The sequence below is a fragment of the Enterobacter cloacae complex sp. 6730903 genome (assembly GCF_048283985.1).
Classification (GTDB): Bacteria; Pseudomonadota; Gammaproteobacteria; order Enterobacterales; family Enterobacteriaceae; genus Enterobacter; species Enterobacter hormaechei_C.
Genome location: NZ_JBLVXX010000022.1, coordinates 1 through 21,043, shown reverse-complemented (window position 1 = coordinate 21,043; position 21,043 = coordinate 1). Strand labels below are relative to the sequence as shown.

Below are 21,043 nucleotides of genomic sequence, written 5' to 3'. Positions count from 1 at the left end.
AATATCCCGGTAGATAGCAAAAATGACATTCACTGTTCCTTAAATGGAACAATGGAGGCGTATGCAGGATCTCAATGATTTCGTATGGTTTGTGAAGGTGGTGGAGCATGGCGGCTTTGCGGCGGCGGGGCGGGCGCTCGATCAGCCTAAGTCGAAACTGAGCCGTCAGATTGCGCAGCTGGAAGAACGCCTGGGCGTTCGGTTGATACAACGTACCACGCGGCAGTTTGCGGTGACGGAGGTGGGGCAGACGTTCTATCAGCACTGTAAAGCCATGCTGGTGGAGGCTGAAGCTGCGGAGGAGGCGGTGGCTGCTTTACAGGCTGAGCCGCGCGGTATGGTCCGGATCACCTGTCCTGTCACCTTGCTGCACGTTCACGTGGGGCCCATGCTGGCACGGTTTATGGCGCGCTATCCGGGGATCAACCTCCAGCTTGAAGCCACCAACCGCCGGGTCGATCTGGTGGCGGAGGGGGTGGATGTGGCGATCCGCGTTCGTCCGCGCCCGTTTGATGACAGCGATTTAGTATTAAGGGTGCTGGCGGACAGGGGGCACTGTCTGGTTGCCGGGCCGGCACTGATTGAACGGATGGGCAACCCGGCGGTGCCCTCTGAACTCAGCGAGTGGCCGGGGTTAAGTATGGGGGCGGGCAAGCACCTGCATAAGTGGGAATTGAGCGGGCCGGAGGGCGCAAAGGCAGAAATTCACTTCACGCCGCGTCTGGTGACTACCGACATGCTGGCGCTGCGGGAGGCGGCGATGGCGGGCGTGGGCGTGGTACAGCTGCCCATTTTGATGGTGAAGGATCAGCTGGCTTCAGGTGAACTTGTTCGGGTGCTGAATGCCTGGGAACCCAGACGGGAAGTGATCCACGCGGTGTATCCTTCCCGGCGCGGCCTGCTGCCGTCGGTCAGGACACTGGTGGATTTTCTCACCGAAGAGTATGCAAAGATGGTTGAAGACTAGCTTTTTGTAGGTCGGGTAAGCGTAGCGCCACCCGACATAAAGGGCGCAGGGAGTGCACTGAACCCCCTTACGGAGAATATAAAAGAAAAAAGCCCGTACTTTCGTACGAGCTCTCGTCTTGAATATGGCGGTGAGGGGGGGATTCGAACCCCCGATACGTTGCCGTATACACACTTTCCAGGCGTGCTCCTTCAGCCACTCGGACACCTCACCATATTGTCATCCCGTTGTTGTCGGGACGGGCGCTAATGTAAGGAAAAGCCGTACTGCCGTCAACCCACTTTTTCAGTAATTTAGCGTGTTTAGACAAACTTCAGGCAACCTGATTCCGAAATGTGCGAAATGCGCCTCTTTTATCAGCAACGCGGTTTAGCGATAAATTTGTTATGCTGGCAAGCCAGTTGAAAATGAAAATAAAACAGCGCAATAAAAGGCAATGACTATGGATATTATCTTCTATCACCCCACTTTTGATACGGCTTACTGGATTAACGCGCTCACGGCGGCACTGCCTGGCGCACGCGTTCGCGAATGGAAACAGGGCGATAATGAACATGCCGACTACGCGCTGGTCTGGCATCCCCCGGTCGAAATGCTTCAGGGACGCCGTTTGAAGGCGGTGTTTGCTCTTGGTGCGGGTGTGGATTCCATCCTCAGTAAGCTGAAGGCACACCCTGAAATGCTGCCGGAGGATATTCCCCTGTTTCGTCTGGAAGATACCGGTATGGGGCAGCAGATGCAGGAATATGCCGTGAGCCAGGTGCTGCACTGGTTCCGCCGCTTCGACGATTATCAGGCGTTCAAACAGCAATCCCACTGGGAACCGCTCCCGGATTATCAGCGTGGAGATTTCACCATCGGCATCCTCGGCGCGGGTGTACTGGGCTCAAAAGTCGCCGAAGCGCTCGCCCCGTGGGGCTTCCCACTGCGCTGCTGGAGCCGGAGCCGTAAGGATTATCCAGGCGTCGAGAGCTTTGCCGGAACGGACGAACTCCCGGCGTTCCTGAAAGGGACTCGCGTCCTCATTAACCTGCTGCCGAATACGGCGGAAACGGTCGGCATTATCAATGGCACGCTCCTCAACCAGTTGGCAGAGGACAGCTACTTAATGAACCTGGCGCGCGGGGTACACGTTGTGGAAGACGATCTGCTGAAAGCGCTGGATAGCGGTAAACTGAAAGGCGCAATGCTGGACGTGTATAGCCGCGAACCGCTGCCGACAGACAGCCCGCTCTGGGCACATCCGCGCGTGGCGATGACGCCCCATATTGCGGCCGTGACGCGACCGGCGGAGGCCGTGGCGTACATCTCGCATACCATCAGCGAAATAGAGAAGGGCAACACGGTGACCGGACAGGTCGACAGACAGCGAGGCTACTGAGAGAAACCCGGCGTTCGCCGGGTTTTTGCTAATATTCGCCGCTGATAACTGCTATCCTTTGGAAAAACCGCAGAGGAGAGAAAGATGTATCCCGTTGACCTGCATATGCACACCGTCGCCAGTACCCACGCTTACAGTAACCTCCATGATTATATCGCTCAGGCGAAGCTGAAAGGCATTAAACTGTTTGCGATAACCGATCACGGTCCGGATATGGCGGATGCGCCGCACTACTGGCATTTTGTGAATATGCGTATCTGGCCACGCCTGGTGGACGGTATCGGGATACTGCGCGGCATCGAAGCGAACATCAAAAACACCGACGGTGAGATTGACTGCACCGGCCCGATGCTGACCTCGTTAGATCTGATCCTCGCCGGCTTCCACGAGCCGGTCTTTGCGCCCCAGGATAAAGAGACCAACACCGCAGCGATGATTGCCACTATTGCCAGCGGCAATGTGCACATTATCAGCCACCCGGGTAATCCGAAATACCCAATTGATATTCAGGCCGTGGCGCAGGCGGCAGCGAAGCACCGCGTGGCGCTGGAGATTAACAACTCCTCCTTTGTTCACTCGCGCAAGGGCAGTGAAGCCAACTGCCGCGAAGTGGCGGCGGCCGTGCGTGACGCGGGCGGCATGGTGGCGCTGGGCTCTGATTCACATACGGCCTTCACGCTGGGTGATTTCAGCGAGTGCCTGAAAATATTGCGGGACGTGAATTTCCCGGAAGAACAGATCCTGAACGTCACGCCGCGTCGTATGCTCGATTTCCTTGAGTCGCGCGGCATGGCGCCGATTGATGAATTTGCCGATCTTTAATTAATAACGGAATAAAAACATGAATGAGTTTTCCATCCTTTGCCGCGTGCTGGGCACCTTATATTACCGCCAGCCGCAGGATCCGCTGCTGGTTCCGCTGTTTACCCTGATTCGTGAAGGTAAACTGGCGCAGAGCTGGCCGCTGGAACAGGATGAGTTGCTGGAACGCTTGCAAAAAAGCTGCGATATGCAGCAGATTTCAACGGATTACAACGCGCTGTTTGTGGGGGAGGAGTGTCGCGTGTCGCCGTATCGTTCTGCCTGGCAGGAAGGTGCGACCGAAGCGGAAGTTCGGGCGTTTCTTTCAGAACGCGGCATGCCGCTGACGGATATGCCTGCCGATCATATCGGTACCCTGCTGCTGGCGGCCTCCTGGATTGAAGATAATGCAGGTGATGATGAGAACGAGGCGATTGAAACCCTGTTCGAAACGTATCTGCTGCCGTGGGTTGGCACCTTCCTGGGTAAAGTTGAAGCCCACGCCACTTCGCCGTTCTGGAGAACGCTGGCTCCGCTGACGCGTGACGCTATCGCAGCCATGTGGGACGAGCTGGAAGAAGAGAACGAAGAGTGATTTGAATCACAAAAATTCTGCAACGATACATTTCAACTTGCACGTAATGTGCTTCTGATCTCATTTCTATGGTGCGCATCTGCTAAGATGCGCACCATGAACATATTACTTTGTATTGCAATCACGACTGGCATTCTCTCCGGCCTCTGGGGTTGGGTGGCGGTATCTCTCGGCTTGTTGAGCTGGGCCGGTTTTCTTGGCTGCACGGCCTATTTCGCCTGCCCGCAGGGGGGGCTCAAAGGGCTCTTTATTTCAGGCTGCACGTTACTGAGTGGCGTGGTCTGGGCGCTGGTCATTATGAAAGGCAGCGCGCTGGCGCCGCATGTGGAAATCCTGGGGTACGTCATGACCGGTATGGTGGCCTTCCTGATGTGCGTTCAGGCAAAACATCTGCTGTTGTCCTTTGTGCCCGGCACGTTCATGGGTGCCTGTGCGACCTTTGCAGGGCAGGGGGACTGGAAGCTGGTGGTCCCTTCGCTCATGCTGGGGTTACTGTTTGGCTACGCCATGAAGAACAGCGGTCTCTGGCTTGCGGCCCGGCGCGAGAAGAGCCAGAGCGTTCCTGCGGTAAGCAAATAAAAAAAGGCGAGACGTAAATCTCGCCTTTTTTATGCGCCGCCTATTATGACTCTGGCGGCACCGACATCTCACGGTATTTCACCAGCACCGCATTACTCACATCACTTTTATTCTGAAGATCCCACAAGCCGCGATCGATACCGTCATTAATGAGGAAAATCACGCCGGTTTCGATGGCCGACATCAGACACAGCATGACCGGCTCGTTAGAGGTATAGCCAATTTCACCCTCCAGCAGACGCTGGTAATCGATAAAGCGGAATACCCCGGCCTGCACTTCATAAGAGAGAATCGTTTTGCTGGTGGTCACGGAGGATAATATCTCACCCGTGCTCACGTTAACCACGCGCAGGTTGACGGCAATCTGATCCAGCTGATACTGCGTGTCGGCCCCGATGCCAAAGTAACGCGCACCCGCGCCGCCAGATTTCACGTTACTTTCGTAGCCGATAATCGACCCTTCCACCATGATATTGGCAGCGGTGAGAGACTGTAGCGGCATGCGGTTATTGACGCCAACGGTACCATTCTCCTGCGCGGCACGAATGATTTTTCGTTCGTTAAGCAGGTTTTGCAGCCCCTGACGTTCCAGCGGGATAAACCAGCGAGAATCTTTCAGGGCGGTAACCAGCATCGCGGTGGCGCTCTGCGGTACGGCCGTCGAGAAGTTACTGGCCGGATACGGTTTGAACTGACCCGTCTCATCCTGAATATTATACACCGAGACGAATATCTTCCCGGTTGGGACCGGCAGATGCGTCAGGTCCCGATAGCTCTGGGCACGGGGCATCAGGGTGGGTTTAGCGGCTTCTTTTGGCGGGGCAGTTAAACAACCGCTTAATAAGCACACTGCAACTAAAATAAATAAGCGCTGCATAATAATTGTCCTTATTTCGGGGTTGTTTAGAAATCAGTTGAACTGGTCTGCAAACCAGAAACCTGGATTGTCGACGTTTTACCGGTTTTTCGGTCAGTCACATTTAACTGAAGCTGCCCGTCTTTATTGGCAATATCGACGATAAAGTCGTTAGTGACCATCCGGCCGGGTTTTCCGGTATTAATGTTGGTTAATAAGCCACCTAATATTTGCGACTGGATGGCCTGAGTAAAATTGTCCAGGGCTGACGGGGTCTCGATACCGAAATCATCGTCATAGCCGGGGTCTTTATAGGAGTTTTGAGCCTGAGCCTGGTTAAGCATAAAGGCTCCGTTATTCGGGTTGCCGCCAAAATTAGGGTTGCGGAACTGGAATGTCATATTTCCGGCCCAGCTCAACGGCGCAATGAGCATTAACGAAATCACTGTGTGTGCGAGACGCATTACAGCCTCCGAAATAGGTGTCGTTGCTAGAACTCATCTTTTGCTAAATCGCCTGTGCTCAAAAGGGCTTTGTCTAACTGTAGGCGGTTAATAGCTTCTTCTGTTTGTGCCAGCGCGAAAGCGACGTTCTGATCGAAGTCTCTTTTCGTTGGGAATAAAAAAGTCTGGTAAATAACGTCCTGATTAGCGGTTATTGTGATCCAGCTTCCCCACCGCGCACTGGGCCGTTCGTTGATGGTTAAGTTACCCGGATAATCGCTTTCCCACTTATCGCTGAAGGCACGATAAAAATCGTGTCCGACAGAGGTGACGGTGTGGTCGGTCAACAGTCCGGGAACTTCCACCTCAACAGCCTGAAGGTTTCCGGCAGCAAGCATAATGCCTGCGGCGGCAATCCAACTTAGGGTGCGTTTCATGCTATTAACGCCTGAGGTTATCGTTTGCCCACGACACCGCCTGCGTGCGATTTTTAACAGCTATCTTTTTGAAAAGATTATAAAGATGCGTCTTAACCGTATTTTCGCTGATAAATAACGAACGGGCGATTTCAATATTTGAAGCACCAATACGCAGTTTGTTCAGGATCTCTTTCTCACGGTGCGTCAGAAGGGCCGATTCTGAACTGTTATAGCGATAATTTCCGGAGTGGGTAATGAGGTAGCTGGCCAGTTTTTGCGAGAAATAACACTCCCCGCGCAATATGCCCTGCAAACCTTCCACGACACGGTTTTCTTCTTCAGTGACGTAAAATACGCCGTTAATATGCGGCCAGCTCTCAATTTCGCGGAAAGGATACTCATCAGGCGTATTTAATAACAATACGCGGATATTATTGTTTTTCCTGCTTAAATTATCTTGCCAGTAATGAATGAGTTTTTTATCCGCTTCCATCATATCGAGAAGAATGATGCTGCCAGGAGCGATGTCATCAAAAGAACGTTGAATATTATGTAGTTTCCCGTTAAGGGACAGGCATTGCTTTAAATGCTGCAATAACGCTGTCGCTTGTAAGGAAGGTTTTGTGATCAACAATAATGTATGACCGGGTAAGCTATGGACTTCATTAAACATGATGAAACCCCACGTTATTTATGACACCCGGCAGCTGCCCTCGTATTATTGAAAAGGGCACCAGAAGTACTGACAGGTGTGGCACTGCTGTGTGTAGTTAAAAACCTCCTCCAAAGGAGGCGGTAAAATTAAAAACAAATAACGTACTGCTGTTTTCAATCTAGCTATTGCAAACTTTAAAGCAAGTGTTAATCGTGTAACAGAATGTAAAATTCGATATTAAGTTGTGTATTTTGCAGGGCTAATAGATTTTAAGGTAAGGGGAAAGTTGTACAGGCGTATAAACGTGCACAGATTTTAAAAACCATACTCTATATTATAATGAATTGAATTATCTGGATTTGTATTATTGTAAGCCAGCCGGTAAAAAGTATGAACTCTGCTAAAAACATAAGACTTCCCTAAGCCAGAATGTTTTCTTAAGAAAACTTGCTTCGTGTCACGCACGTGGCAAAGGGTATTGTCGTTTTTGTCTGAAGAAGCCGGTGCAGGTTGGACAGTCTGTCTCGCTGTTGTACAAGCGCAGGAAGACTTTTTTGGTTTCTGCTTCAGGCGTGTATCGCATCGTTTCAGGCAAGATTTACGACTTTGAGGTGAAGGAGAATATAAAAATAAGGCACACGGGTGAGATATTAAATATGTTTCGGCAGACATACTCTTTTCCGTAACGCGGCGTTAACAAAACGAATCGCGTTAACGGAGTCAGGAATACCTTTTATATAGCCAGGTCCAGGGTGACAGCATGAAAAACAAAACGTTGTTTATGATGTTTACATTACTGGGTGCGCCTGGGTTTGTAATCGCAGGTGATTCAGATTTAGCCAGTTCTGAATATAATTTTGCGATAAATGAATTAAGTAAAGCTTCATACAATCAGGCAGCCATTATTGGTCAACAGGGTTCAGGTAATAATGCTGATGTACGCCAGGGCGGTTCTAAATTGCTGTCCGTTATTTCCCAGGAGGGCGGGAATAACCGCGCGAATGTTGATCAGTCAGGGACGTATAACCTTGCTTATATCGATCAGACCGGCAACGGGAATGATGCGAGTATTAAGCAGGGCGCTTTTGGCAACACCGCCATGATTATCCAGAAAGGCTCGGGTAACAGGGCGAATATAACGCAGTATGGTACGCAGAAAACAGCAGTTGTAGTGCAGAGACAGTCGCAAATGGCTATTCGCGTTATTCAACGCTAGCGATGTGTGACGCCTTAATCAATCCGATGGGGGTTTACCATGAAACTTTTCAAAGTGGCAGTTATTGCAGCAATCGTAGTTTCTGGCAGTGCTTTCGCAGGTGCGGTACCACAATTTGGCGGCGGCCACGGTGGTGGCTGGGGTGGCGGCAATAACGGCCCTGACTCAACCCTGAGCATTTACCAGTACGGCGGCGGTAACTCCGCGCTTGCTTTGCAGACGGACGCCCGAGATTCTGAATTGACCATTACCCAGCATGGTGGCGGTAACGGCGCAGATGTTGGCCAGGGCTCTGATGACAGTTCTATCGATCTGCTGCAAAAAGGCTTTGGTAACAGCGCTACCATCGACCAGTGGAATAGCAAAGACTCTGTTATCAACGTGAAACAGTTCGGCGGCGGCAATGGCGCGGCGGTAGACCAGACAGCGTCCGGCTCAACGGTGACTGTGCACCAGGTTGGCTTTGGCAACAACGCGACCGCACACCAGTACTGATTCATTTCTGTACCAAAAAACAGGGCATGCGCCCTGTTTTTTTTCGGGAGGATCTCATGAGTACCTTCATTCTCCTTGCCGCGCTTGCCAGTCAGATAACGTTCAGCACCTCACAGCAGGCAAATATGACAATCATTATTCCTCAGGTCACGCTGGCAGACGCCTGCGAATGTCAGGTTGAGGTGTTATCTGTCCGACAGGGGCAGGCGGGACAAAGTACATCGCGGCAGAAAAATACTCTTTTTATACCCGCTAATCAGCCGATTGATTTAACGCGAATCAGTTTAAATATTCGCTCAGGGGATGCGGTAAAAATAATCGTCACCGTTTCCGATGGAAAATCGCTTCATTTATCACAGCAGTGGAACGCACCGGCAAGTACGCTTTAATCATTCATGAAATCAATGGGTTAATAGAGTGGCGGCGCTGCACAGGTAAGCTATGCTGATATCAAGAACCCAGCAATCGGGTTGCTTAAATTGATACGTCATAACGGAGCGTTTTTACCCCTCAAGGACGAATTTCATTGAGGAGTACAAATAATGTTCAAATCCGCAGCGTGTATTATTTCTGGTCTGGGACTGATCCTGTCCTCTTTTTTTTCTCCGGCTTATTCAGCAACTATAGAAAATGGTGGGGTGATTCATTTTCGTGGCGCGGTGGTCGCTGACCCGTGCGAAGTCACGCCCCGGCATCAGCAGTTCGCAATCTCCTGCCCGGAAAATAACCGTATGAAAACGCATACCATCAGTTATGACGAGGCGCTCCGGGGCCATCATCCTCATTCAGCTCTGGCCGCTGTCAGCATGAAATACCTGAATGAACAGAAAACGCTTGCGGTCGTTCAGGTAGATTACCGTTAACCGCCGTTTTTTTTGCGGCAGTTTTTCTCCTTCTCCCTCTGCGATACACTGAATAAAAAGGCGGGTTGCAGAGGGTGTTTATGAGACCGCAAATCGACGTTATTCATGGCGATATCACGACGGTGCACGTTGACGTGATTGTCAACGCAGCCAATTCCTCCCTGCTGGGTGGGGGCGGGGTGGACGGTGCCATTCACCGGGCCGCAGGCCCTCAACTCCTTGAAGCATGCAAAACCGTGCGTCAGCAGCAGGGGGAGTGCCCGCCGGGGCATGCTGTTATTACGCTTGCGGGCGATCTCCCGGCCAAAGCGGTGATCCATACCGTTGGACCCGTCTGGCACGGTGGCGACCGCCAGGAGGCTGAGATTCTGGAGCAGGCGTATCGTAACTGCCTGCGGCTTGCGGCGGATAACGGCTATAAGACCATGGCGTTCCCTGCCATTAGCACCGGGGTGTACGGTTATCCAAAGGAAGCGGCAGCTACGATCGCCGTGAATACCGTTTATCACTACCTTTCCCTCAAACCCATGCCGGAAAAAGTCATTTTTGTCTGCTTCGATGAGCACACCGCCGACCTGTATCAGCGGATTTTGACCGCGCGCAGCCAGGCTTTTTGATGTCTGAAATGCAAAAACGGCGCCCTGAAGGCGCCGTTTTGTTATCCCGCTTTAACCTGAGGTTTGCCTGAGAACAGGAAACGCAAAAGCGGGATCCGCAGGTGGATTTCATACAACACGATGGCAATGCCAACCACAAAGACCAGGCCGGTAAAGAAGCCCAGCGCATTCGAGGCGATATGCGGCGTAATGTACGCCCCGAAAAACAGCGTCAGCGGATGGTGAACCAGGTAGATAAACAGCGAAGCATTAACGAAATAGGTGACGCGGCTGGATTTAAAATTCAGCAGACGATGGCCAAGGGCGAACACCACGTTAACCATCCACAGGCCCATCAGCATCGTTATCACGCTCTCTGTCTCATACATCCACGCGTCCCCGCTGCCATAGCGCTGATTGAGAAGATAGGCGGCAAAGGCCAGCGCAGCACCCACCGCACACCAGGGGGAGGGGGTGGTAAACAGCGCTTTAAGCCGGGGATGAATAAATGCCAGCGCCCCGATCAAGAAGAAGGGAATGTAGAACAGGGTCTGCATCACCACGAAATTAAACAGCCCATCGCTCAGAATGGGAGGGTAGACAATGAGCAGGGTGCGCCTGACGGCGGCATACGCGACCCCCAGCGCAAGAAACAGCAGCGACAGCTTGCCCAGGGTGATGTTGGCGAAGAAGGTCGAGGATGCGCTACTCGCGCGCTGGCGCAGCCGGCTGAAGATCAGCAAACTCACCGTGGTTAGCACCACCAGTACCAGCAGGAACCAGAGGTGGGAAATCAGCTCCCAGACCAGGGTGTTGTATTTCTCATAGAAGGAGAGATTCGGCCAGTTTTCCGCCTTGCCTTTAACATGCTGCAACATGATGAACTGCGGCAGCGTCAGCAGCGGAATGGCCGTCAACATCGGTATGCCCACGCGCTCCACGCGCACTTTCCACCACCGCTTGAGGGGATAGCGCAAGAAGAGCATGTAAGAGAAATAACCGGAAATGACAAAAAACACCTGCATGCGGAAGGCATGGATAAAATCATTAAACAGCGTCAGCCACCAGGAGGGCATCTGGCTGTTCACGTGCCAGGTGTGGCTGGAATAGATCAGTGAAATATGAAAAGGGATCCCCAATAGCATGAGCCATGCGCGGATCGAGTCGAGGAAATATTCACGTTGTACAGGGGTTGTGCTCATATAACTTTGCGCATTCTCAGACTTTTCGCCTTATCCCTAAGGCTCATAATGGTTACATTCGGAGCCAACCCTACACCAAGACCGACACCCTGTCTCCAGGATAAGCACGCAAAGTGAAAAGCGGGTTCTTTCATTTGCTTAATCCATGAGCCAGCGAGCTGAACAAAGCAGTGATAATGTTGTCGGATTGCCTGAGTTTCCATTAAAATGGATCGGATCGATATAAGCACACAAAGGGGGAAGTGCTTACTTATTATGAAACATAAACCACAAATGATGAAAATGCGTTGGTTGGGTGTAGCAGTGCTGTTGTCACTGTATACCTCATCTGCACTGGCCTTTAACATCGATGATGTCGCAAAACAGGCTAAATCGATGGCGGGCAAGAGCTACGAAGCGCCAAAAAGTAACCTGCCCTCCGTTTTCCGCGACATGAAATACGCGGACTATCAGCAGATCCAGTTCAATCACGATAAAGCGTACTGGAACAATATTAAAACCCCGTTCAAGCTTGAATTTTACCACCAGGGTATGTACTTCGACACGCCGGTTGCCATCAACGAAGTGACGGCGACCGCGGTACGCAAAATCAAGTACAGCCCGGATTATTTCAATTTTGGCGATGTGCAACACGATAAAGACACGGTGAAAGACCTCGGCTTCGCAGGCTTCAAGGTGCTTTATCCGATTAACAGCAAAGATAAAAACGACGAAATCGTCAGCATGCTTGGCGCCAGCTACTTCCGCGTGATTGGCGCGGGGCAGGTGTACGGGCTTTCTGCGCGCGGTCTGGCAATTGATACCGCGCTGCCATCAGGTGAAGAATTTCCACGTTTTCGCGAGTTCTGGATCGAACGTCCAAAACCAACCGACAAACGTCTGACAATTTATGCGCTGCTGGACTCCCCTCGTGCGACAGGCGCTTATCGCTTCGTGATCATGCCAGGGCGTGACACGGTGGTTGACGTACAGTCTAAAGTTTACCTGCGCGATAAAGTGGGCAAACTGGGCGTCGCGCCGCTGACCAGCATGTTCCTGTTCGGGCCGAACCAGCCGTCTCCGGCGACCAACTTCCGTCCTGAACTGCATGATTCCAATGGCCTCTCCATTCATGCGGGTAACGGCGAGTGGATCTGGCGTCCGCTGAACAACCCGAAACACCTCGCTGTCAGCAGCTTTACGATGGAAAACCCGCAGGGCTTTGGTCTGCTGCAACGTGGCCGTCAGTTCTCCCGCTTTGAAGATCTGGATGACCGCTACGATCTGCGTCCAAGCGCCTGGGTGACGCCGAAAGGCGACTGGGGTAAAGGCAAAGTTGAGCTGGTTGAAATTCCAACCAACGATGAAACCAACGATAACATCGTGGCGTACTGGACACCGGATCAGCTGCCGGAAGCCGGTAAAGAGATGAACTTCAAGTATGCGATCACTTTCAGCCGTGACGAAGACAAGCTGCACGCGCCGGATAACGCGTACGTGATGCAGACGCGTCGTTCGACGGGTGACGTGAAGCAGTCCAACCTGATTCGTCAGCCGGATGGCACGCTGGCATTTATCGTGGACTTCACCGGGCAGGATATGAAAAAACTGGCGCCGGATACTGCCGTGACGGCACAGGCCAGCATTGGCGATAACGGTGAAATCGTTGAGAACGCCGTGCGCTACAATCCGGTCACCAAAGGGTGGCGTTTGACCCTGCGCGTGAAGGTGAAAGATCCGAAACAGACCACTGAAATGCGCGCCGCGCTGGTCAGTAACGATAAGCCGCTGAGTGAAACCTGGAGCTATCAGCTACCTGCCAATGAATAATACATCTGAATATATTGATGCCATGCCGCTGACGGACATTGAAAAAGCGGCACTCCCTGCGAGCGACATCCGCGCGGTTCACACCGCGCTGGATGGTGAACATCGTCACTTTTCCCGTGATGATGATACGCCGCTGGGGTCAGTGAAGGCACGTCTGGAGCAGGCATGGCCGGACTCGCTGGCAGAAGGGCAGTTAATCAAGGATGACGAAGGGCGTGACCAGCTACAGGCGATGCCGAAGGCCACGCGTTCCTCCATGTTCCCCGATCCGTGGCGCACCAACCCGGTGGGCCGCTTCTGGGATCGCCTGCGTGGGCGAGACGTGACGCCGCGCTATCTGTCACGTCTGACCAAAGAACAGCAGGCGTCCGAGCAGAAATGGCGTACCGTAGGAACGATTCGTCGTTACATTTTGCTGCTGCTGACGCTGGCGCAGACGGTTGTCGCCACCTGGTACATGAAAACCATTCTGCCGTACCAGGGCTGGGCGTTAATTAACCCTGCTGACATGATTGGCCAGGATATCTGGGTCTCCTTCATGCAGCTGCTGCCGTATATTTTACAGAGCGGCATTCTTCTGCTGTTCGCCGTGCTGTTCTGTTGGGTCTCCGCCGGGTTCTGGACGGCGCTGATGGGCTTCCTGCAACTGCTGATGGGGCGTGACAAATACAGCATTTCCGCGTCGACGGTCGGAGATGAACCCCTCAATCCTGAGCACCGTACCGCGCTGATCATGCCTATCTGTAACGAAGACGTTGACCGCGTATTCGCCGGGCTGCGTGCCACCTGGGAGTCCGTGAAGGCGACCGGTAACGCGGCGCATTTCGACGTCTATATCCTGAGCGACAGCTACAACCCGGATATCTGCGTGGCAGAGCAAAAAGCCTGGATGGAGCTGATTGCCGAGGTGCAGGGCGAAGGGCAGATCTTCTACCGTCGTCGTCGTCGTCGTGTTAAGCGTAAGAGCGGAAACATCGATGACTTCTGTCGTCGCTGGGGTAACCAGTACAGCTACATGGTGGTACTGGATGCAGACTCCGTGATGAGCGGCGACTGCCTGAGCGGGCTGGTCCGTCTGATGGAAGCCAACCCGAACGCGGGTATTATTCAGTCCTCGCCAAAAGCGTCCGGTATGGACACGCTGTATGCGCGCTGTCAGCAGTTTGCGACCCGCGTCTACGGGCCGCTGTTTACTGCCGGTCTGCACTTCTGGCAGCTGGGTGAATCTCACTACTGGGGCCACAACGCCATTATCCGCGTGAAGCCATTCATCGAGCACTGCGCCCTGGCGCCGCTGCCGGGTGAAGGGTCGTTTGCCGGGTCCATTCTGTCGCATGACTTTGTGGAAGCCGCGCTGATGCGTCGCGCAGGGTGGGGCGTCTGGATTGCCTACGATCTGCCGGGCTCGTATGAAGAGCTGCCGCCGAACCTGCTGGATGAGCTCAAACGCGACCGCCGCTGGTGTCACGGTAACCTGATGAACTTCCGCCTGTTCCTGGTGAAAGGAATGCACCCTGTTCACCGTGCGGTGTTCCTGACGGGCGTTATGTCCTATCTGTCTGCGCCGCTGTGGTTTATGTTCCTGGCGCTCTCAACCGCGTTGCAGGTTGTGCATGCCCTGACGGAGCCGCAGTACTTCCTGCAACCGCGCCAGCTGTTCCCGGTGTGGCCGCAGTGGCGTCCGGAGCTGGCGATCGCGCTGTTCGCGTCGACCATGGTGCTGCTGTTCCTGCCTAAGCTGCTCAGTATCATTCTGATCTGGTGTAAAGGTTCGAAGGAGTACGGTGGTTTCTGTCGCGTGACCCTTTCACTGCTGCTGGAAGTGCTGTTCTCGGTCCTGCTGGCGCCGGTGCGTATGCTGTTCCATACGGTGTTTGTGGTGAGCGCGTTCCTGGGATGGGAAGTGGTGTGGAATTCACCGCAGCGTGACGATGACTCTACGCCGTGGAGTGAAGCCTTTATGCGCCATGGCTCTCAGCTGCTGCTGGGCCTGGTGTGGGCCGTTGGTATGGCCTGGCTGGATCTGCGTTTCCTGTTCTGGCTGGCGCCAATCGTCTTCTCGCTGATCCTGTCGCCGTTTGTGTCGGTGATCTCCAGCCGTTCCACGGTGGGCCTGCGTACCAAACGCTGGAAGCTGTTCCTGATCCCGGAAGAGTATTCTCCGCCGCAGGTGCTGGTGGATACCGATACCTATCTGGAGCAGAACCGCAAACGCACGCTGGATGATGGCTTTATGCATGCCGTGTTTAACCCGTCATTCAACGCGCTGGCAACCGCGATGGCGACGGCGCGTCACCGCGCCAGCCAGGTGCTGGAGATCGCCCGCGATCGCCACGTTGAGCAGGCGCTGAACGAGACGCCAGAAAAGCTTAACCGCGACCGTCGTCTGGTGTTGTTGAGCGATCCGGTGACGATGGCACGGCTTCACTACCGCGTGTGGTCCGCGCCGGAGAGATACTCTTCGTGGGTGAACTACTACAAGGACGTGAAGCTGAATCCGCTGGCACTGAAGGCGAAGTAACGCTTCTTTGCCCGCCAAATAAAATACCGGCTTAAGCGCCGGTATTTTTTTAGAGGTTTAACAATGAAAGTCGTCATTGTAATCATGATGGCATGCCTGCTCAGCGGCTGCGGCAGCATTATCAGCCGCACCATCCCCGGGCAGGGCCACGGGAATCAATACTACCCCGGCGTACAGTGGGACGTTCGCGATTCCGCATGGCGCTATCTCACCGTGCTCGATCTGCCGTTTTCGCTGATTTTCGATACGCTACTGCTGCCCATCGATGCCAGCCACGGCCCCTACAAGTAGCGGTAACTTATCGCTCGTCCCATTCGTCCGCTGCGGCCTGACCCTCTTCGGTATCCAGCGGCGGTTCGAGCTGAAACTCACCTTCGTCCCATTCGTGCAGCGTATTTTCTTCCAGCCACTCCTGACGTAACTCAATTTCGTCATAGTCGCCGTCAAATACCGCCTGCGCACCTTCACCACTCAGTATCGGCAGACATTCACTGTCTTCACCTTCATCAGCAAAGAATTCGGCCTGCCACATAATATCGCCGTCCTGTAGGACGTATTTTTGGATATTGAGTTGTTGCACGTCAGCATCTTCTTCCTCAATGCCGGGATTATCGGCGAGGAACTCTTCGCGAGCGGCATCAATTGCTTCTTCCAGCGTGGCGTACATGGTCATTGGTGTCTCCCTGTTTTTCGTGAAGGTATTCAGGGAAAGAATAGCTGATTATGTGATTTTGCAAGTATGAATGCGAAAATTAGCCGTCACGATGTTGTCTTATTCGCGCCGGGCGTAGCGCCCGGGATAAGCTGAGCCACGAATAAACGGCGTTGAACAGCACGACGCCTGCCGTCACGATAAAGACCGCCCGGAAACCGAAACTGGCCGAAATCCCCGCGCCGACCAGCGGTCCGGTGACGTTACCCAGATCGCGAAACGACTGGTTATAGCTGAAAATACGACCGGCTATCTGGTTGGTGGAGTTATAGACCAGCAGCGTCTGTACAGCCGGGAGTAGCGCACCATCCGCAGCCCCCAGCAGGAAGCGCAGGACGCCGAGTTGCCAGGGAGACTGCACCATCGCCATGGGGATCAGCAGCAGGACGGAGACGATCAGGGCGCAGATCAGGATCTTTTCCGGGCCGATACGGTCTCCAAGCTTGCCGAGCCGCGGCGCGCTCAGTAGCGCCGCCACGCCGGGAACAGAGGCGATCAGGCCGCTGATAAAGGCGATATTGCTGACGTTTCCTGCCAGATCGCGGACATAGAGCGTCAGAATAGGCGCGATTGAACCGGTGGCCACCTGGATAATCATGGTGGTTACAAACAGGCTCAGCACCAGCTTTGGGTTTTTCAGCGAGGCCAGCACATCCCGGGCGTGCAGCATCTCTTTTTTGGCCACGGGCGTGAAATTCTCGCGGATGCAGATAAGCGTCACCAGGAAGCAGAGGAACAGCACGCTGGCGGTAATGAAGAATACCGGCCGCAGTCCGTAGTGGTCGGCCAGCAGCCCGCCCGCCAGCGGACCCAGCAGTGCGCCGCTTACGCCGCCAGTGGAGAGCGTGCCCAACGCCCAGCCGCTTTTCTGGCGCGGAATTTGGGTGGCGATCAGGGCGTTGGCGTTAGGGATAAATCCCCCGAGCAGGCCCAGAAGCGCGCGTAATATCAGGAACTGCCAGACGTTCTGCGCCACCCCCATCAGCAGCATAATGATCGCCATGCCGAGCGCGGAGCGCAGCAGCATAATTTTGCGGCCTTTGCGATCTGCCAGCCCACCCCAGAACGGGGACGCAATGGCGGAGAACAGGAACGTAATGCTGAACACCAGGCCGGACCACATATTCAGGGCGCTATGGCCAGTGACGCCGAGCTGTTCAACGTAGAGGGGCAGAAAGGGCATCACCAGGCTAAAGGCGGCGCCAGTAAGAAAACAACCCAGCCACGCAACCGTCAGGTTACGTTTCCAGTTTATGGGAGCATCTGTGGGGGACATAACTATCCGCATAATGAGGTGCAGGGCACCATGACCAGTGAGGTAGTAAGCCTGCTAATTATGCGCCCGGGGTATGATTGCCGCAATGACGGGGAGCTTTTAAAGCTAAAACAACATGCGGCCCGGAAGGCCGCATGCAGGTTAATACCGGGAAGGGACGCCCTGAGGCCGGGTTTTAAAGCGGCGATGCAGCCACATGTACTGCTCCGGGGCGAGCATGATGCATTTCTCGACAACGCCGTTCATCCAGCGGGCGGTGGTTTCCGCATCAATCAGCGGCGGCGCGAGTTCCGGCTCCAGCATGATGAGCTGATAGCCTGAACCGTCTGGTTTACGGCGCGGCACAAACGGCACGATAGCCGCTTTGGACATCCGCGCCAGCATCCAGGTCCCGGTGGTCGTCGCTGCATCTTCCACCGCAAAGAACGGAACAAACACGCTGGATTGCGGGCCATAGTCATGATCCGGGGCATACCAGACCACTTCACCTGATTTCAGGGCGCGGATCATCCCTTTCAGGTCTTTGCGATCGATCATGCTTTTATTGGAGCGCATGCGTCCGTTGGTCTGGATCAAATCGATCACCGGATTATCGTTAGGACGATAAACCCCAATTCCCGGCGCCTGCATGCCGAACATGCGCGCGCCAATTTCGAGCGTCAGGAAATGAACGCCAATCAGCAGGACGCCAGTCTGGTTGGCCTGAAGAGTATGCACCGGCTCCATGCCGGTCCCGGCCACTTCCGTCCAGCGCGCCATGCGCTTATCCGACCAGAACCAGGCCATACCGGTCTCCATCAGCCCCATGCCGACAGATTCGAAGTTTTTAACCACCATGTCGTGGCGCTCAGATTCACTCATCTGAGGGAAGCAAAGCTCAAGGTTACGATACGCGATCCTGGCGCGACGCTTCATAAACTGCTGAGCAATGCGGCCCAGTCCTTTACCCATGCGGAAAATGACGGGATAAGGCAGCTGTACAATTAGCCACAACAAGCCAATGCCTGACCATGTTAACCAATAGCGGGGATGCAAAAGCGCGGCAGTAAATTTCGGTAACTGGGTCATGTCTGTCCTGTGTTCTAACGTCCTGAAAGGCTATTGTCTCATTTTTTAAGGCATAGCCAAAATGTCTGTCATCGAAACATGAAAGAATATGCAAATGTTAAGTCTGATTAATCAGGTTGACTGAAATGTAGCGTAAATTGTGTGGATGTAAATTGTCTTTGTTTGCTATATCATGCCGACCGATTTTTAATTCTCAACGATTGCAGGACTTGTACACCATGCCAGTGTTACACAACCGCGTTTCGAATGAGATGTTGAAAGCGCGTATGTTGGCCGAAACCGAACCGCGCACAACGATCTCTTTCTATAAGTATTTCACCATCAACGATCCCCAGGCGACCCGCGATGCACTTTACCAGGCTTTCACCGCCCTGAACGTGTTTGGTCGCGTCTATCTGGCGCGTGAGGGGATTAACGCGCAGATCAGCGTGCCGGAAAGCAAGGTCAGCGCCTTCCGCGACCTCCTTTACGGGTTTGATCCGGCGCTTAACGGCTTACGTCTGAACATTGCGCTGGATGATGACGGTAAATCATTCTGGGTGCTGCGCATGAAGGTCCGCGAGCGTATTGTGGCGGATGGCATTGACGATCCAAGCTTCAATGCCGCTAATGTGGGGGAGTACCTCAAGGCCGCTGAAGTGAACGCGATGCTCGACGATCCGGAAGCGGTGTTTATCGATATGCGTAACCACTACGAATATGAAGTGGGGCACTTCGAGAATGCGATGGAAATTCCTGCCGACACCTTCCGCGAGCAACTGCCGAAAGCGGTTGAGATGATGCAGGAGCATAAAGACAAAAAGATCGTGATGTACTGCACCGGGGGGATCCGCTGTGAAAAAGCCAGCGCCTGGATGAAGCACAACGGGTTTAATAAAGTCTGGCACATTGAGGGTGGGATCATTGAATATGCCCGCCGCGCCCGTGAGCAGGGTTTACCGGTGCGTTTTATCGGTAAGAACTTTGTGTTTGATGAGCGTATGGGCGAGCGAATTTCAGAGGACGTGATCGCGCACTGCCACCAGTGCGGTACGCCTTGCGATACGCATACCAACTGCAAAAACGACGGGTGTCATCTGCTGTTTATTCAGTGCCCTGCATGTGCCGAGAAGTTTAACGGCTGCTGTAGTGAGCTGTGTAGTGAAGAGAGTATGTTGCCTGAAGAAGAGCAACGTCGTCGCCGTGCCGGACGCGAGAACGGGAATAAGATCTTTAATAAATCCCGGGGCCGACTGAATACCAAACTGGGTATTCCGGACCCGGAGTAAAACACTGCCCGGCGGCTCGCAAGCCTGCCGGGCCTGTTTTATGACTTCTGCTGAACGCCTTCCACCGAAATAATCAGCTCTACATCCTGCGATGCCGGGCCTAAATCCGTGGTGATATTAAAATCTTTCAGATGAATTTTGCCTGCGGCTTCAAAGCCAGCACGTTTTCCGCCCCATGGATCGTCGCCCTGTCCAATTAATTTGGCATCCAGTGTGACCGGTTTTGTTACGCCGTTCAGCGTCAGATTACCGGTAATAGCGAGCTTATCACCGTCTTTCTTCACCTCTGTCGACGCGAAAGTAGCTTGCGGGAATTTGCCCACGTTCAGGAATTCAGCGCTGCGCAGATGTTTATCACGCTCGGCGTGATTAGTGTCGACGCTGTTGGTATTAATGGTGACGTTCACTTTATCGGCAGCAGGGTTTTTCTCGTCGAAAGTAAATGTGCCATCGAAATCATTAAACGTGCCATATAACCAGCTGTAACCCAGATGCTGAATACGGAAATTGACGAAGGCATGCTGGCCCTCTTTATCAATTTTATAGTCGGCGGCCAGGGCCGAACCGGTGGTAAATAGCAGCGAACCTAATGCGATACCCAACAGGCGTTTTTTCATTTTATGCTCCAGAGTCAACTGACGAACGGCCAAGCATGCGCTTCAGCGTATCGTCTTTATCAATAAAGTGGTGTTTCAGGGCCGCAAGGCCATGCAGGACAGAAAGGATTACTACGCTCCATGCCAGCCACAGATGAACCACACCTGCGGTGTCAGCCTGGGAACCGGCGTCAGCCAGCGTGGCTGGGACGTCAAAAAGCCCAAACACGCTGATCGGTTTACCGTCTGCGGTGGAAATGAGATAGCCGCTGATCAGAATGGCGAAAAGCAGGGCATAGAGTGCGATATGCGCGCCAACAGCGCTTATGCGGGTAAGTCGGCCATGGCTTTTGGGCGCTGGAGGTGGTGGAGAGATATGTCGCCAGATCACGCGAAAAACCAGACCCATCATCAGCAGAACCCCAATGCTTTTGTGCAATTCGGGGGCCTGATGATACCAACCGTCATAATAGCTTAATGTCACCATCCACAGGCCGAGACCAAACATGGCATAAACGGCAAGTGCAAATAGCCAGTGTAAACACATGGATATTATTCCGTAGCGACGGGAGGAGTTACGCCATTGCATATGAATTTCCGTTCTCAAATGACTGAGCAATAAAAATGGACGGGTTAAATAAATAATGCAACTGAAAAAAATGAATAATGTATTTTATCTAATTTATTTCAGCGGATTTGAATATGTTCCCGCAATGTATTTCAAT

General features: G+C 53.3%; 24 protein-coding genes and 1 tRNA gene. 14 read left to right on the top strand and 11 right to left on the bottom strand.

Translation table 11 applies throughout. The annotated features are described in order from the left end of the window. Positions 1-61 precede the first annotated feature (61 nt). A complete protein-coding gene (locus ACNQ0W_RS13340; RefSeq protein WP_417933206.1) occupies positions 62-967 on the top strand; it encodes a LysR family transcriptional regulator in 906 nt (301 codons plus the stop codon). Positions 968-1,092: 125 nt separating this feature from the next. On the opposite strand, the gene ACNQ0W_RS13335 is transcribed toward ACNQ0W_RS13340, so the two are convergent. Then, positions 1,093-1,180, bottom strand: a tRNA-Ser gene (locus ACNQ0W_RS13335). 229 nt (positions 1,181-1,409) lie between these two features. Here ACNQ0W_RS13335 and ghrA point away from each other — a divergent pair. From ghrA to ACNQ0W_RS13315, 4 genes are all read left to right on the top strand, one after another. Further along, positions 1,410-2,348, top strand: a complete 939-nt coding sequence (ghrA, locus tag ACNQ0W_RS13330) for a glyoxylate/hydroxypyruvate reductase GhrA (protein ID WP_062932055.1) — start codon at positions 1,410-1,412, stop codon at positions 2,346-2,348. An 84-nt stretch (positions 2,349-2,432) separates the two neighbouring features. Beyond that, positions 2,433-3,170, top strand: a complete 738-nt coding sequence (locus ACNQ0W_RS13325) for a phosphatase (RefSeq protein WP_003858061.1) — start codon at positions 2,433-2,435, stop codon at positions 3,168-3,170. A gap of 19 nt (positions 3,171-3,189) precedes the next feature. Beyond that, positions 3,190-3,744 carry a TorD/DmsD family molecular chaperone gene (locus tag ACNQ0W_RS13320; protein WP_003858059.1) on the top strand — a complete coding sequence of 185 codons (555 nt, stop codon included), beginning with the start codon at positions 3,190-3,192 and terminating at the stop codon, positions 3,742-3,744. A gap of 96 nt (positions 3,745-3,840) precedes the next feature. Further along, positions 3,841-4,323, top strand: a complete 483-nt coding sequence (locus ACNQ0W_RS13315) for a DUF1097 domain-containing protein (protein WP_074135656.1) — start codon at positions 3,841-3,843, stop codon at positions 4,321-4,323. Positions 4,324-4,366: 43 nt separating this feature from the next. Here the strand turns inward: ACNQ0W_RS13315 and csgG are convergent, their stop codons facing one another. The 4 genes from csgG to csgD are packed head-to-tail and all read right to left on the bottom strand — an operon-like array spanning position 4,367 to position 6,714. Next, entirely contained in the window at positions 4,367-5,200 is an 834-nt protein-coding gene (gene csgG / locus ACNQ0W_RS13310; protein WP_062932053.1) for a curli production assembly/transport protein CsgG, read from the bottom strand. 26 nt (positions 5,201-5,226) lie between these two features. Continuing rightward, complete coding sequence (gene csgF / locus ACNQ0W_RS13305; RefSeq protein ID WP_062932052.1) at positions 5,227-5,643, bottom strand: curli production assembly/transport protein CsgF; 417 nt, start codon at positions 5,641-5,643, stop codon at positions 5,227-5,229. Between the two features lie 26 nt (positions 5,644-5,669). Further along, on the bottom strand, positions 5,670-6,059 hold the full coding sequence (gene csgE, locus ACNQ0W_RS13300) for a curli production assembly/transport protein CsgE (protein ID WP_003858052.1): 390 nt from the start codon (positions 6,057-6,059) through the stop codon (positions 5,670-5,672). A 4-nt stretch (positions 6,060-6,063) separates the two neighbouring features. After that, positions 6,064-6,714, bottom strand: a complete 651-nt coding sequence (gene csgD, locus ACNQ0W_RS13295) for a biofilm master transcriptional regulator CsgD (protein ID WP_006809293.1) — start codon at positions 6,712-6,714, stop codon at positions 6,064-6,066. Positions 6,715-7,456: 742 nt separating this feature from the next. Here csgD and csgB point away from each other — a divergent pair. From csgB to ymdB, 5 genes are all read left to right on the top strand, one after another. Continuing rightward, positions 7,457-7,912 (top strand): curli minor subunit CsgB, encoded by a 456-nt coding sequence (gene csgB, locus ACNQ0W_RS13290; RefSeq protein ID WP_023299774.1) that lies wholly within the window; start codon positions 7,457-7,459, stop codon positions 7,910-7,912. Positions 7,913-7,951: 39 nt separating this feature from the next. Further along, on the top strand, positions 7,952-8,407 hold the full coding sequence (gene csgA, locus ACNQ0W_RS13285; RefSeq protein WP_003858043.1) for a curli major subunit CsgA: 456 nt from the start codon (positions 7,952-7,954) through the stop codon (positions 8,405-8,407). Between the two features lie 56 nt (positions 8,408-8,463). After that, a complete protein-coding gene (gene csgC, locus ACNQ0W_RS13280; protein ID WP_062932050.1) occupies positions 8,464-8,796 on the top strand; it encodes a curli assembly chaperone CsgC in 333 nt (110 codons plus the stop codon). A 153-nt stretch (positions 8,797-8,949) separates the two neighbouring features. Continuing rightward, a complete protein-coding gene (locus tag ACNQ0W_RS13275) occupies positions 8,950-9,270 on the top strand; it encodes a type 1 fimbrial protein (protein WP_003858038.1) in 321 nt (106 codons plus the stop codon). An 80-nt stretch (positions 9,271-9,350) separates the two neighbouring features. Next, on the top strand, positions 9,351-9,887 hold the full coding sequence (gene ymdB, locus ACNQ0W_RS13270) for an O-acetyl-ADP-ribose deacetylase (RefSeq protein ID WP_062932049.1): 537 nt from the start codon (positions 9,351-9,353) through the stop codon (positions 9,885-9,887). A gap of 41 nt (positions 9,888-9,928) precedes the next feature. On the opposite strand, the gene mdoC is transcribed toward ymdB, so the two are convergent. Beyond that, positions 9,929-11,068 (bottom strand): glucans biosynthesis protein MdoC, encoded by a 1,140-nt coding sequence (gene mdoC, locus ACNQ0W_RS13265; RefSeq protein WP_047052420.1) that lies wholly within the window; start codon positions 11,066-11,068, stop codon positions 9,929-9,931. A 255-nt stretch (positions 11,069-11,323) separates the two neighbouring features. On the opposite strand from mdoC, the gene mdoG reads away from it, so the two are divergent. The 3 genes from mdoG to ACNQ0W_RS13250 all read left to right on the top strand — a co-directional run bounded on the left by mdoG (position 11,324) and on the right by ACNQ0W_RS13250 (position 15,689). Next, positions 11,324-12,877, top strand: a complete 1,554-nt coding sequence (mdoG, locus tag ACNQ0W_RS13260; protein ID WP_062932048.1) for a glucans biosynthesis protein MdoG — start codon at positions 11,324-11,326, stop codon at positions 12,875-12,877. Then, positions 12,870-15,398: a glucans biosynthesis glucosyltransferase MdoH gene (gene mdoH, locus ACNQ0W_RS13255; RefSeq protein WP_015570846.1), complete on the top strand. Its 2,529-nt coding sequence runs from the start codon at positions 12,870-12,872 to the stop codon at positions 15,396-15,398. The genes mdoG and mdoH overlap by 8 nt, the downstream gene beginning before the upstream one ends. 63 nt (positions 15,399-15,461) lie before the next feature. Next, positions 15,462-15,689: a YceK/YidQ family lipoprotein gene (locus tag ACNQ0W_RS13250; RefSeq protein WP_062932047.1), complete on the top strand. Its 228-nt coding sequence runs from the start codon at positions 15,462-15,464 to the stop codon at positions 15,687-15,689. Positions 15,690-15,696: 7 nt separating this feature from the next. Here ACNQ0W_RS13250 and ACNQ0W_RS13245 read toward each other — a convergent pair whose 3' ends face one another. The 3 genes from ACNQ0W_RS13245 to ACNQ0W_RS13235 all read right to left on the bottom strand — a co-directional run bounded on the left by ACNQ0W_RS13245 (position 15,697) and on the right by ACNQ0W_RS13235 (position 18,454). Further along, entirely contained in the window at positions 15,697-16,071 is a 375-nt protein-coding gene (locus ACNQ0W_RS13245; RefSeq protein WP_062932046.1) for a MysB family protein, read from the bottom strand. Positions 16,072-16,150: 79 nt separating this feature from the next. Next, positions 16,151-17,386: a multidrug efflux MFS transporter MdtG gene (gene mdtG, locus ACNQ0W_RS13240; protein WP_062932045.1), complete on the bottom strand. Its 1,236-nt coding sequence runs from the start codon at positions 17,384-17,386 to the stop codon at positions 16,151-16,153. A 141-nt stretch (positions 17,387-17,527) separates the two neighbouring features. Then, positions 17,528-18,454 carry a Kdo(2)-lipid IV(A) acyltransferase gene (locus tag ACNQ0W_RS13235; protein ID WP_003858019.1) on the bottom strand — a complete coding sequence of 309 codons (927 nt, stop codon included), beginning with the start codon at positions 18,452-18,454 and terminating at the stop codon, positions 17,528-17,530. Positions 18,455-18,672: 218 nt separating this feature from the next. On the opposite strand from ACNQ0W_RS13235, the gene ACNQ0W_RS13230 reads away from it, so the two are divergent. After that, positions 18,673-19,722 carry a rhodanese-related sulfurtransferase gene (locus ACNQ0W_RS13230; RefSeq protein WP_062932044.1) on the top strand — a complete coding sequence of 350 codons (1,050 nt, stop codon included), beginning with the start codon at positions 18,673-18,675 and terminating at the stop codon, positions 19,720-19,722. Positions 19,723-19,760: 38 nt separating this feature from the next. Here the strand turns inward: ACNQ0W_RS13230 and ACNQ0W_RS13225 are convergent, their stop codons facing one another. Then, a complete protein-coding gene (locus ACNQ0W_RS13225) occupies positions 19,761-20,339 on the bottom strand; it encodes a YceI family protein (RefSeq protein WP_022650779.1) in 579 nt (192 codons plus the stop codon). Between the two features lies 1 nt (position 20,340). Next, the gene (locus tag ACNQ0W_RS13220) at positions 20,341-20,907 is read right to left on the bottom strand and encodes a cytochrome b (RefSeq protein ID WP_017384743.1); all 567 of its coding nucleotides are present in this window, start codon (positions 20,905-20,907) and stop codon (positions 20,341-20,343) included. Between the last annotated feature and the right edge of the window lie 136 nt (positions 20,908-21,043).

What these genes read in the sequence shown, in the direction of transcription:
- ACNQ0W_RS13340 (WP_417933206.1), top strand. Translation starts at nt 62, where the DNA reads ATGCAGGATCTCAATGATTTCGTATGGTTTGTGAAGGTGGTGGAGCAT.
- ghrA (WP_062932055.1), top strand. Translation starts at nt 1,410, where the DNA reads ATGGATATTATCTTCTATCACCCCACTTTTGATACGGCTTACTGGATT.
- ACNQ0W_RS13325 (WP_003858061.1), top strand. Translation starts at nt 2,433, where the DNA reads ATGTATCCCGTTGACCTGCATATGCACACCGTCGCCAGTACCCACGCT.
- ACNQ0W_RS13320 (WP_003858059.1), top strand. Translation starts at nt 3,190, where the DNA reads ATGAATGAGTTTTCCATCCTTTGCCGCGTGCTGGGCACCTTATATTAC.
- ACNQ0W_RS13315 (WP_074135656.1), top strand. Translation starts at nt 3,841, where the DNA reads ATGAACATATTACTTTGTATTGCAATCACGACTGGCATTCTCTCCGGC.
- csgG (WP_062932053.1), bottom strand. Translation starts at nt 5,200, where the DNA reads ATGCAGCGCTTATTTATTTTAGTTGCAGTGTGCTTATTAAGCGGTTGT.
- csgF (WP_062932052.1), bottom strand. Translation starts at nt 5,643, where the DNA reads ATGCGTCTCGCACACACAGTGATTTCGTTAATGCTCATTGCGCCGTTG.
- csgE (WP_003858052.1), bottom strand. Translation starts at nt 6,059, where the DNA reads ATGAAACGCACCCTAAGTTGGATTGCCGCCGCAGGCATTATGCTTGCT.
- csgD (WP_006809293.1), bottom strand. Translation starts at nt 6,714, where the DNA reads ATGTTTAATGAAGTCCATAGCTTACCCGGTCATACATTATTGTTGATC.
- csgB (WP_023299774.1), top strand. Translation starts at nt 7,457, where the DNA reads ATGAAAAACAAAACGTTGTTTATGATGTTTACATTACTGGGTGCGCCT.
- csgA (WP_003858043.1), top strand. Translation starts at nt 7,952, where the DNA reads ATGAAACTTTTCAAAGTGGCAGTTATTGCAGCAATCGTAGTTTCTGGC.
- csgC (WP_062932050.1), top strand. Translation starts at nt 8,464, where the DNA reads ATGAGTACCTTCATTCTCCTTGCCGCGCTTGCCAGTCAGATAACGTTC.
- ACNQ0W_RS13275 (WP_003858038.1), top strand. Translation starts at nt 8,950, where the DNA reads ATGTTCAAATCCGCAGCGTGTATTATTTCTGGTCTGGGACTGATCCTG.
- ymdB (WP_062932049.1), top strand. Translation starts at nt 9,351, where the DNA reads ATGAGACCGCAAATCGACGTTATTCATGGCGATATCACGACGGTGCAC.
- mdoC (WP_047052420.1), bottom strand. Translation starts at nt 11,068, where the DNA reads ATGAGCACAACCCCTGTACAACGTGAATATTTCCTCGACTCGATCCGC.
- mdoG (WP_062932048.1), top strand. Translation starts at nt 11,324, where the DNA reads ATGAAACATAAACCACAAATGATGAAAATGCGTTGGTTGGGTGTAGCA.
- mdoH (WP_015570846.1), top strand. Translation starts at nt 12,870, where the DNA reads ATGAATAATACATCTGAATATATTGATGCCATGCCGCTGACGGACATT.
- ACNQ0W_RS13250 (WP_062932047.1), top strand. Translation starts at nt 15,462, where the DNA reads ATGAAAGTCGTCATTGTAATCATGATGGCATGCCTGCTCAGCGGCTGC.
- ACNQ0W_RS13245 (WP_062932046.1), bottom strand. Translation starts at nt 16,071, where the DNA reads ATGACCATGTACGCCACGCTGGAAGAAGCAATTGATGCCGCTCGCGAA.
- mdtG (WP_062932045.1), bottom strand. Translation starts at nt 17,386, where the DNA reads ATGTCCCCCACAGATGCTCCCATAAACTGGAAACGTAACCTGACGGTT.
- ACNQ0W_RS13235 (WP_003858019.1), bottom strand. Translation starts at nt 18,454, where the DNA reads ATGACCCAGTTACCGAAATTTACTGCCGCGCTTTTGCATCCCCGCTAT.
- ACNQ0W_RS13230 (WP_062932044.1), top strand. Translation starts at nt 18,673, where the DNA reads ATGCCAGTGTTACACAACCGCGTTTCGAATGAGATGTTGAAAGCGCGT.
- ACNQ0W_RS13225 (WP_022650779.1), bottom strand. Translation starts at nt 20,339, where the DNA reads ATGAAAAAACGCCTGTTGGGTATCGCATTAGGTTCGCTGCTATTTACC.
- ACNQ0W_RS13220 (WP_017384743.1), bottom strand. Translation starts at nt 20,907, where the DNA reads ATGCAATGGCGTAACTCCTCCCGTCGCTACGGAATAATATCCATGTGT.